Raw genomic sequence first — 9737 nt, 5'->3', positions numbered from 1 at the left:
CACGTGGCCGCCAGCGGCGCCGTTGCCGGCGCTCGCCGGCTGGCCGGGCAACCCCCCAGCGGAGTTTGTGCCGCCGCCCCCACCGGTTCCGCCCGCGGCACCATGACCGAACAGGCCGGCATTGCCGCCCGCCCCGCCAACGCCGCCGGTTCCGGCGGTCCCGCCACCGGCCGTATTGTTTCCGCCCGCTGCGCCGTTGCCGCCCGCCCCGCCGCTGCCGTAGAGGAATCCAGCCCGTCCGCCGGCCCCACCGGCCCCGCCGTTGCCGGCGACGCCCAAGGGCGTGCTGTTGTTCAGCCCAACGCCGCCGTTCCCGCCGGCCCCGCCATTGCCGAACAGCCAGCCACCGCTGCCACCCGCTCCGCCGGCCGCGCCGGCTCCACCATGGCCGCCGCTGCCGCCGTTGCCTATCAGCCCGGCCGAGCCGCCTGCGCCCCCGGCCACTCCCGCGGTAGTGCTGGTGCCGCCGGCGCCGCCGTTGCCGTACAGGATGCCGCCGTCACCGCCGGGCTGTCCGGGTGCGCCGGCCGCGCCGTCACCGATGAGCGGGCGTCCCAACAACGTCTGGGTGGGGGCGTTGATCGCACTCAGGATGAGTTGGTCGATGCTGGCTGTCTCGGCCGATGCGTAGGCGCCGGCGGCGTTGGCCACCGCGGCCGCGAACTGTTCGTGAAACGCCGACGCCTGGGCGCTGAGCGACTGATACGCCTGACCGTGTGCACCGAAGATTGCCGTTATCGCCGTTGATATTTCGTCGGCGGCCGCTGCTTGCAGTTGTGTGGTGGGGCCCAGAGCCGCCACGGTTGCCGCGCTGATCGCTTGTCGAATGCTGGCCAGGTTCGTCGCAGCAGCGGTGATTGTTTCTGGGGTCGCGGACACGAACGACATGACAGTCCTCCCGATAGACTGCCGCGCAGAATAACTCCGTTCGCGCCACCGTGTTGCGTCTTTTACGAGGTTTTTCGGATCGAAGGGGATGCTGGTTAATTCACGCCAGCGTCAGTGATCAGGCGGGCGAGGCTGGCGGTGAATTCGGCGGCCTGCGCCGGACTGTCCAGCGCGTATTTGGCTGCGGTGGCACGATCGCCATCATCGTTGTGCCGCACCAGAATTGGCGCACCGTCGCCGGGTACCGCATCAAAGGCATCCTCGTCAGTGATGTCGTCACCTAGATAGATGGGGGACAGTGCTCCCGAGCCCGAATCTTGCAGATGGTCGATCACCCACCGCAGGGTCTTGCCCTTGTCCCAGTCCAGATCCGGGCGCAACTCGATCACCTCTCGACCGGTGGTCACCCGCAGCGCATCGCGCTGCCCGGCGGCGCGCACTGCCGCGGCGACTTCACCGACCCGGTCCCGGGAAACGTTGCGGTAGTGGACAGCCACGCCAAATCTCTTGTGCTCCACCGCAACTCCGGGAATCGACCCGAGCTTTTCGCGCAGCTTGGCCGCCGCCTCGGCGAGCACCGGAATCGCTTGTGCCGCTTCTTCGTTCTGGTGGTGCTCACCGTCGGGTGCGGTCAGCTCGAATCCGTGGCTGCCGGCATACCAGATGCCGGGCAGACCCACCCGCTTGGACACATCGGCCAGATCGCGACCGCTGAGCACGGCGACCGGGCATTGCGCCGCCAACTGCCGCAGCGCCTCGACCGCGCCTTCGACGGGTCGGGCTTCGTCCGGGTCGTTGACGATGTCGGAAAGTGTGCCGTCGAAATCGAAGAACACCGCGGGCCGGCCGGCAGTGAAATCTCCGATGGCCTGCAATGCGTCGGGCAACTCGGACATCCGCCGGTCCCCGGTACGCACCGTGATCTCGTCGAGGTCGGCGACCCCGAAATCACCACCGACGGAACGCAGTGCGATCACCAGGGCGAACCCGGCGTCGCGGGCGGCCGAGACACCGTCGACGTCGGATGCCACGACGACGCAACGGCCGGGCCGCACGCCCAGCTCCTCGGCCGCGCGCAGCCACCCGCCGTCGGGCGACGCGACGCCGATGCCGACGCGGGCGTCGCGCAATTTGGCTGCCAGATCTTCGGTTGGTGCCGCGTCGAAAAGCACCGCGTCATGGCGGCGGGGGTCGATCATCACCGACATGGCCCCACCTTCTCACGCGAGTGCGCGCCGGCCGTCACTGGTGCGACGCCAAGCGGCGGTGCCGCGTCAGACCCTCGTCGGTGCTGGCGACCGAATAGCAGATTGCGGTCGAGACGACCGTCGGCACCAGCAGCGACAGCACGAAGACCAGCACCACGAACGCGCGGTTGGGGGTGGTGAGCCAGCCGACCGGCAGGCGCGCCACACTGACCGCAAGCCAGGACGCGGCGACCGTCAAGAACAGCGTCCCGACCGTCGCTACCTTTATCGACCGCAACGCCAATTCCGTTGGCTCGGCGGTCTTCAGCGACCGGCTGAGGGTCCGGGTACGGATGTACACCAGCGCGAAATCGAGCAGGATGGCTGCGGCACAGAAGGCCGCGATCGCTCCGGTGAGCCAGAGCGCGGGCGGGTGGCCGAGCATAGAATGCAGGTAATCGATGCTCGTCTCGCTCATGATCAGCGTCGTGGTCATCGCGGCGCCGAAGGTCAGCCAGCCGCCCAATTCGCCCAGGAAGCAGTAGGCGCCGATGTCGGACGGATCGTCTTTGAGGGTCTTGTTCACCGCGTGGCTGGCCAGCATCCAGCCCAGTCCGCCGAAAAGTCCGGTGGTGCCGGCCGCGAGCATTCCGGTCGCCAGGTTCCCCTGGGTCCAGGCGATTGCGCAGATGCTCTGGCGGTCGCCGGTGTCGGACGGGTGAGTTCCAGAGATCAGGCTGAACAGGTAGCTGTCCAGCATCAAAATCAGCACCGCGGAAGCGAACAGCGCCAGGGTATGCGCGCCTTCTCGGCTGCTGCGGTCGAACACCAAGGCGATGGCCGTGATCAGGAATCCACCCAGCACCCCGGCCAATTGGGACGTCGATGATGCCGCTGCAATCCCGCTCCACTGATCGGATGTGCAGAAGGCATCGGGATTCATCGAGGCCGCAATCGCGTCGAGATCCGCAAACTCATGGGCCAGAACAATAGCGCGGATGGTGGCCGTGCTACGTCGGCCGCGCAGGCGCGCCCGGTCAGTGACGCACGCGAGCAGGCGGCGCGGCAGGTCGCCACCGCGCGGCGCTGGGATGCAGCGCATGCGACGAACGCCTCCGCCGGCGGTCGAACAGCAGCACCGAGTCCTCGCTCAGGGCGGCGAGCTGCGCCATGCCGAGTTCGATGCCGTCAGCCAGATTTTCCATCTCGGCCGCCCCGTCGTAGCCGGCGGTGATCCCGAAGACCAGCTCGTCTCCATAGCTGAATACCGCAACTCCGGTGCTGACGTCCGGCGCGGTCGGCGGGATGGGCAGCAGCCGTTCCATGCGTTGACCCAACAGATGCAAGCGGCGTCGCGGCCCAGCAGCGGTGGTGGCCAGGGTCACCAGTCCTTGCCCAGGTGATTTGGTGAGCGTTTGGATCGCTCTGGCGCACAACGCAATCGGTGAATTCGCAGGGGGGCGCTGGCCGCCGTGGCCGGACATGCTGTGCACCGCGCGCAGCTGCTGAACGGGTTCTTCGTGTTCCAGCGGGAGGTACGGCACCGCCGGACCGAGGGTGCGCAGCGAATCCGCGCGTGGTTGTTCGCCGCGCCGCAGCAGCACGGTGCGGAAGCCCTCGGTGACCGCGGCGAGCGCAACCTCGTTGGGCTGCACCCCGAACTTGCGGGACACACTCTCGACCTGGGCGCGCGGTACCCGCACCGTGCGGTAGTGCCGCCGCGTGGTGTCGGCCCCGGTCGGTGACATCCAGGTGATGGGCAGCATCGCGGCCCGCGCGGCCGCCTTCACCAGGGTGGCCGGTAGCTGCCAGATCGCGTCGGCCCAATCGATCGCCGGCGAGGGAACCGGTTTCAGGGCCGCGCCGGTGAACGTGCCGGTTGCCGCGTCGTCGCAGAGCTGAAGGAGCAGGTGCGCCGGCGAGACCGTGCCAAGGCTGTGGTGGACCTTGATCAGGATCGCCCAGCGGTCATCCCGCAGCCCCTCGATGACCCAGCATTCCCACAACGGGCCATCGAGTTCGAGAGGGTGTTCCAGAGCGTGCGTGACGGCCAGGAAAAGTTCGCCGTCGTCGCCGGGCCGGGGGAGCGCCATCCGATGCACATGCCGGACGGTGTCCGGATCCAGCCGGACGCCCGGTTGAATTCGTTCCGCCAGCAAATCTGCGATCAGCTCGCTGTCCGGCGCGCCGCCCTCGACGATGGCAACGGCGGCCAACGCCAGGCTCGGATGCTGATCTGGTGTCGTGCTGCCGAAGAATCCCGTTTCGGATGTCGTCTGATGCGCCATGCCCGCCCCCGCCGTGGTTTCTTTAACTTGTACCAGTATCCGGATGTGGCCTGCACGGCGGTAGCCTCACCAGGTTAAGAACGTGTGTTTCAGTTGAAGTTGTGTTTAACAGGGGCGATGCAATGGAGCGGTGGCTCCCGGCAATTTGTTACAACCCCGTTTGAAAGCCGTTCGCGGGTCGGCCTCGATTGGTTGTGACGGATTTCACCTGTCGAACAAATGTTCGATATAGTGAATAGATGGGCTGGCACAACGGACCGCCCAGCTGGTCCGAGATGGAACGGGTGCTGGACGGCAAACCGCGTCACGCCGGCGCGCCCGTTGCGGTGCGGGCGGCCGACGATGCCCCGCTGTCGTCCAAGCGGGGGACGTACACCGCAAAACCGGACGAGCGGCGGGCCAAGTCGTCGGTCGCGTATGCCGAACTGCACGCGCATTCGGCGTACAGCTTTCTCGACGGGGCCAGCACGCCGGAGGAACTGGTCGAGGAGGCCGCCCGGCTGGACCTGCGCGCGCTTGCACTGACAGACCACAACGGCTTGTACGGGGCGGTGCGGTTCGCCGAGGCCGCCGCCGAACTCGACGTGCGCACGGTCTTCGGTGCCGAGCTGTCGTTGTCGTCGGTTCCGCGCACCGAGCAGCCGGATCCACCTGGGCCCCATTTGTTGGTGCTGGCCCGTGGGCCCGAAGGGTACCGAAGGCTGTCCCGGCAACTGGCCGCGGCACATCTGGCCGGTGGTGAGAAGGGCAAACTGCGTTATGACATCGATGTGCTGACCGAGGCGGCCGGCGGGCACTGGCACATTCTGACCGGTTGTCGCAAAGGCACTGTGCGCCAAGCGCTTTCCGATGGTGGTCCGGAGGCGGCAAAGCGGGCGCTGGCCGAGTTGGTGGACCGGTTCGGTGCCGGACGGGTCAGCATCGAGTTGACCCACCACGGCCAGCCGCTCGACGACGAACGCAACGCGCTGCTGGCCGGGCTGGCGGCGCCTTTCGGCGTTGGTGTGGTCGCCACCACGGGAGCGCATTTCGCGCACCCGTCCCGGCGCAGGTTGGCCATGGCGATGGGTGCGATCCGGGCCCGGCAGTCCCTGGATGCGGCGGCCGGCTGGCTGGCGCCGCTGGGCGGCTCGCATCTGCGGTCGGGTGAGGAGATGGCTCGGCTGTTCGCGCAGCATCCCGACGCGGTGACCGCGGCCGCCGAGCTGGGGGAGCAGTGCGCGTTCGGTCTGGCGCTGATCGCGCCGCAGTTGCCGCCGTTCGACGTCCCCGCCGGGCACACCGAGGACAGCTGGCTGCGCTCGTTGACCATGGTCGGTGCCGCCGACCGCTACGGCACGCCCGACGCCGCGCCGCGCGCCTACGCCCAGATCGAGCATGAGCTGAAGATCATTGCGCAACTGCAGTTTCCGGGTTACTTCCTGGTGGTCGACGACATCACCCGGTTCTGCCGGGAAAACGACATCCTGTGCCAGGGCCGGGGGTCGGCGGCCAATTCCGCGGTCTGCTATGCCCTCGGTGTTACCGCTGTCGACCCGGTGGCCAACGATCTGCTGTTCGAGCGGTTCCTGTCGCCCGCCCGCGACGGGCCACCCGACATCGACATTGATATTGAGTCGGATCAGCGGGAAAAGGTGATCCAGTACGTCTACGACAAGTACGGCCGCGACTACGCGGCCCAGGTGGCCAACGTCATTACCTACCGGCCGCGCAGCGCGGTGCGCGATATGGCCCGCGCCCTGGGCTTCTCGCAGGGGCAGCAGGACGCCTGGAGTAAGCAGATCAGCCACTGGTCGGGGCAGCCGGGGGACATCGAAGGCATCCCCGAGCAGGTGGTCGACCTGGCTAACCAGATCCGTAATCTGCCCCGGCACATGGGAATTCATTCCGGCGGCATGGTGATCTGCGACCGGCCCATCGCCGACGTGTGCCCGGTGGAATGGGCGCGGATGGAGAACCGCAGCGTTCTGCAGTGGGACAAAGACGACTGCGCGGCAATCGGTTTGGTGAAGTTCGATCTGCTCGGGCTGGGCATGCTTTCGGCGCTGCATTACGCCAGGGACCTGGTGGCCGAGCACAAGGGCATCGAGGTGGACCTGGCCCGGCTCGACCTCTCCGAACCGGCTGTGTACGAGATGCTGTCGCGCGCCGACTCGGTCGGTGTGTTCCAGGTGGAGTCGCGAGCGCAGATGGCTACGTTGCCGCGGCTGCGGCCCCGGATTTTCTATGACCTGGTGGTGGAGGTGGCGCTGATCCGGCCCGGGCCCATCCAGGGCAATTCGGTGCACCCGTACATCAAGCGGCGCAACGGTATCGAGCCGGTGGTCTACGACCACCCGGCCATGGAACCGGCCCTGCGCAAGACGCTGGGAGTGCCGCTTTTTCAGGAGCAGCTGATGCAACTCGCGGTCGACTGCGCCGGGTTCTCGGCCGCCGAGGCCGACCAGTTGCGGCGCGCCATGGGCTCCAAACGCTCGACCGAACGGATGCGACGGTTACGCGGCCGGTTCTACGAGGGCATGCGCACCCTGCACGGCGCCGATGACGAGGTGATCGACCGGATCTACGAGAAGTTGGAGGCGTTCGCCAACTTCGGCTTCCCGGAAAGCCATGCGCTGTCCTTCGCGTCGCTGGTGTTCTACTCGTCGTGGTTCAAGCTGCATCACCCGGCGGCGTTCTGCGCGGCGTTGCTGCGCGCTCAGCCGATGGGTTTCTATTCGCCGCAGTCGCTGGTGGCCGATGCGCGGCGGCACGGGGTGCTGGTGCACGGCCCGTGCGTCAACGCCAGCCTGGCGCACGCGACGCTGGAGAATGCCGGCACGGAGGTCCGCCTCGGGTTGGGTGCGGTCCGTCATATCGGTGACGACCTCGCCGAGAAGCTGGCCGACGAGCGAAAGGACAACGGCCCGTTCGCTTCTCTGCTGGACTTGACGTCGCGGCTGCAACTCTCCGTCCCGCAGACCGAGGCGTTGGCGACGGCCGGGGCGCTGGGTTGTTTCGGGATGTCCCGACGTGAAGCGCTGTGGGCGGCCGGCGCCGCGGCCACCCAGCGGCCGGACCGGCTGCCGGGGGTGGGCTCGTCGTCGCACATCCCGGAGTTGCCCGGGATGAGTGAGCTGGAGTTGGCCGCCGCCGACGTGTGGGCCACCGGTGTCTCGCCGGACAGCTATCCGACCCAGTTCCTGCGCGCGGACCTGGACGCGATGGGGGTGGTGCCCGCCGCGGCGTTGGGATCGGTGCCCGACGGGGACCGGGTGCTGGTCGCCGGTGCGGTGACCCACCGTCAACGGCCCGGCACCGCGCAGGGGGTGACATTCGTGAACCTCGAGGACGAGACCGGGATGGTCAACGTGCTCTGCACACCGGGGGTTTGGGAGCGGCATCGCAAACTGGCACACACCGCGCCGGCGTTGTTGATTCGAGGCCAGGTCCAAAATGCAAGCGGCGCAATTACTGTCGTGGCCGAGCGGATGGGCCGCATCAGCCTCGCGGTGGGCTCGAAGTCACGGGACTTCCGGTGATGGCGAGCAGACGCAAAGGCACCCATTTCGTGCCGAAATGGGGTGCTTTTGCGTCTGCTCGCGGTGTGCCGCACAGTATGGGGGTCCGATGGCAGAAGGAGGCACGGTGTCGAAGGTCTGGTTCCTCACGGGAGCTTCTCGCGGCTTTGGTCTCGAGATCGCACGCAAGATCCTGAACCAGGGGGACCGCGTCGTCGCCACCGCGCGGCGCGCCGGTCAGATCCCCGCGCAATTCCCCGATGCCGGGGACGCCCTGCTCGCCGTCGACCTGGATGTCACCAACGCCGACCAGGCGACGGCCGCGGTCCAGGCCGCCGTCGACAAATTCGGGCGGATCGACGTGCTGGTGAACAACGCGGGCCGGGGACTGCTCGGGGCGGTTGAGGAATCGTCGGACGCTTCGGTGCGTGCCGTCTACGAGGTCAACGTGTTCGGCACCCTGACCATGCAACGCGCGGTGCTACCGGTGATGCGCCGCCAGCGCTCGGGCCACATCATCAACATCAGCTCGGTCGGTGGGCTGCAAGGCGGGCCCGGGTTCGGGGTGTACTGCTCGACCAAATTCGCCATGGAAGGGTTCAGCGAGGCGCTCGCACAAGAGGTCAAGCCGCTCGGCATCTGGGTGACCATCGTCGAACCCGGCTACTTCCGCACCGATTTCCTCGACGCGACCAGCCTAGGCACCGAAGAGACCATCATCGAGGACTACGCCGCCACCGCCGGCGCGGTGCGCGCCCGCGCCGCCGACATCAACCACAGTCAGCCGGGTGACCCGATCAAGGCCGCCGCGGCCATTGTCGACATCGCATCGGCTGCCGAGCCGCCGCTACACCTGCTGCTGGGCACGGACTGCGTCGCGGCCGTCGAGAACAAGATCAAACAGCTGCAGACCGACATCGACAATTGGCGCAGCGTCTCGGTGTCCACCGACCTCGACTAGCCGGCTAACGAGCGGAGCGCGTTCAGGCGGTGGGTGTGGTCCACACTTTCGCCGGGGTGATCCGCAGCCGCGTGCTGTAGTTGCTCATCGCGTCGGTCAAACCGAATTGTTCGGCATCTGCACGGTATTTCGCCCAGTACGGTTCGTCCTCGCGGCAGTCGACACCGGTGGCATCCACCACCGCCGTCCCCCCGATCACGATGATGCCGCCACCGTTGCCGTCCGAATCCAGATTCAAGCTCACCTGCGGGCGGGCCTGGATGTGGGCGACCTTGGCGGCGTGGGGTTCGGTGTAGACCGTGAGTGCGGTGCCGTCGAAATAGAACCAGATCAGCCGCGGCACCGGCTGTCCGGACTTGGCCACAGTGGTCAGCCAGCCGTAGTGGTCGACTGTGAGCCTGCTGGAAACCTCTTGCGTCAGTTCGAAGCTCATGGCGCCAACGGTAGCCTGCAGCCATGACACTCAACCTGACCGTCGACGAAGTCCTGACCACCACCCGCTCGGTCCGCAAACGTCTCGACTTCGACAAACCGGTGCCGCGCGAGGTGCTCATGGAATGCCTCGAGCTGGCGCTGCAGGCGCCCACCGGCTCCAATTCGCAAGGCTGGCAATGGGTTTTCGTCGAGGACCCGGAAAAGAAGAAGGCGATCGGGGACGTCTACCTGGCCAACGCCCGCGGCTACCTGAGCTCACCGGCGCCCGAATACGGCGAAGGTGACACCCGCGGCGAACGGATGGGGCAGGTGCGCGATTCGGCTTCGTATCTGGCCGAGCACATGCACGAGGCGCCGGTCCTGCTGATCCCGTGCATCCTTGGCCGGGAAGAGAAGTCGCCGTTGGGCGGGGTGTCGTTCTGGGCGTCGCTATTCCCGGCGGTGTGGAGCTTCTGCCTGGCGCTGCGCTCGCGCGGGC

At 67.4% G+C, this 9737-nt stretch carries 8 protein-coding genes; 3 read left to right on the top strand and 5 right to left on the bottom strand.

Annotated elements, in window-relative coordinates; translation table 11 throughout:
- From A9X01_RS20895 to A9X01_RS20880, 4 genes are all read right to left on the bottom strand, one after another.
- Nucleotides 1-888: PE family protein (locus A9X01_RS20895; RefSeq protein WP_065122581.1), on the bottom strand; the 888-nt coding region annotated here is incomplete at its 3' end.
- 95 nt (nt 889-983) lie between these two features.
- Complete coding sequence (gene otsB, locus A9X01_RS20890; protein WP_065122580.1) at nt 984-2096, bottom strand: trehalose-phosphatase; 1113 nt, start codon at nt 2094-2096, stop codon at nt 984-986.
- 34 nt (nt 2097-2130) lie between these two features.
- Entirely contained in the window at nt 2131-3018 is an 888-nt protein-coding gene (locus tag A9X01_RS20885; protein ID WP_065122582.1) for a hypothetical protein, read from the bottom strand.
- Nucleotides 3019-3112: 94 nt separating this feature from the next.
- A complete protein-coding gene (locus A9X01_RS20880) occupies nt 3113-4363 on the bottom strand; it encodes a wax ester/triacylglycerol synthase domain-containing protein (RefSeq protein ID WP_065122579.1) in 1251 nt (416 codons plus the stop codon).
- 239 nt (nt 4364-4602) lie between these two features.
- Between A9X01_RS20880 and A9X01_RS20875 the strand changes: the two genes are divergently transcribed.
- Both A9X01_RS20875 and A9X01_RS20870 read left to right on the top strand, forming a co-directional pair.
- Nucleotides 4603-7884, top strand: a complete 3282-nt coding sequence (locus A9X01_RS20875; protein WP_065122578.1) for an error-prone DNA polymerase — start codon at nt 4603-4605, stop codon at nt 7882-7884.
- A gap of 106 nt (nt 7885-7990) precedes the next feature.
- Nucleotides 7991-8824 carry an oxidoreductase gene (locus A9X01_RS20870; protein WP_253849261.1) on the top strand — a complete coding sequence of 278 codons (834 nt, stop codon included), beginning with the start codon at nt 7991-7993 and terminating at the stop codon, nt 8822-8824.
- A gap of 22 nt (nt 8825-8846) precedes the next feature.
- Here A9X01_RS20870 and A9X01_RS20865 read toward each other — a convergent pair whose 3' ends face one another.
- On the bottom strand, nt 8847-9257 hold the full coding sequence (locus A9X01_RS20865; RefSeq protein WP_065122576.1) for a TIGR03667 family PPOX class F420-dependent oxidoreductase: 411 nt from the start codon (nt 9255-9257) through the stop codon (nt 8847-8849).
- 23 nt (nt 9258-9280) lie between these two features.
- Here A9X01_RS20865 and A9X01_RS20860 point away from each other — a divergent pair.
- A partial coding sequence (locus A9X01_RS20860) for a nitroreductase family protein (protein ID WP_065122575.1) occupies nt 9281-9737 on the top strand: 457 nt, incomplete at its 3' end.

Origin of the sequence: Mycobacterium asiaticum (assembly GCF_001668675.1) — a bacterium.
Classification (GTDB): Bacteria; Actinomycetota; Actinomycetes; order Mycobacteriales; family Mycobacteriaceae; genus Mycobacterium; species Mycobacterium asiaticum_D.
The sequence above is the reverse complement of the archived record's forward strand: the minus strand, read 5'-3'. Positions and strand labels throughout refer to the sequence as shown.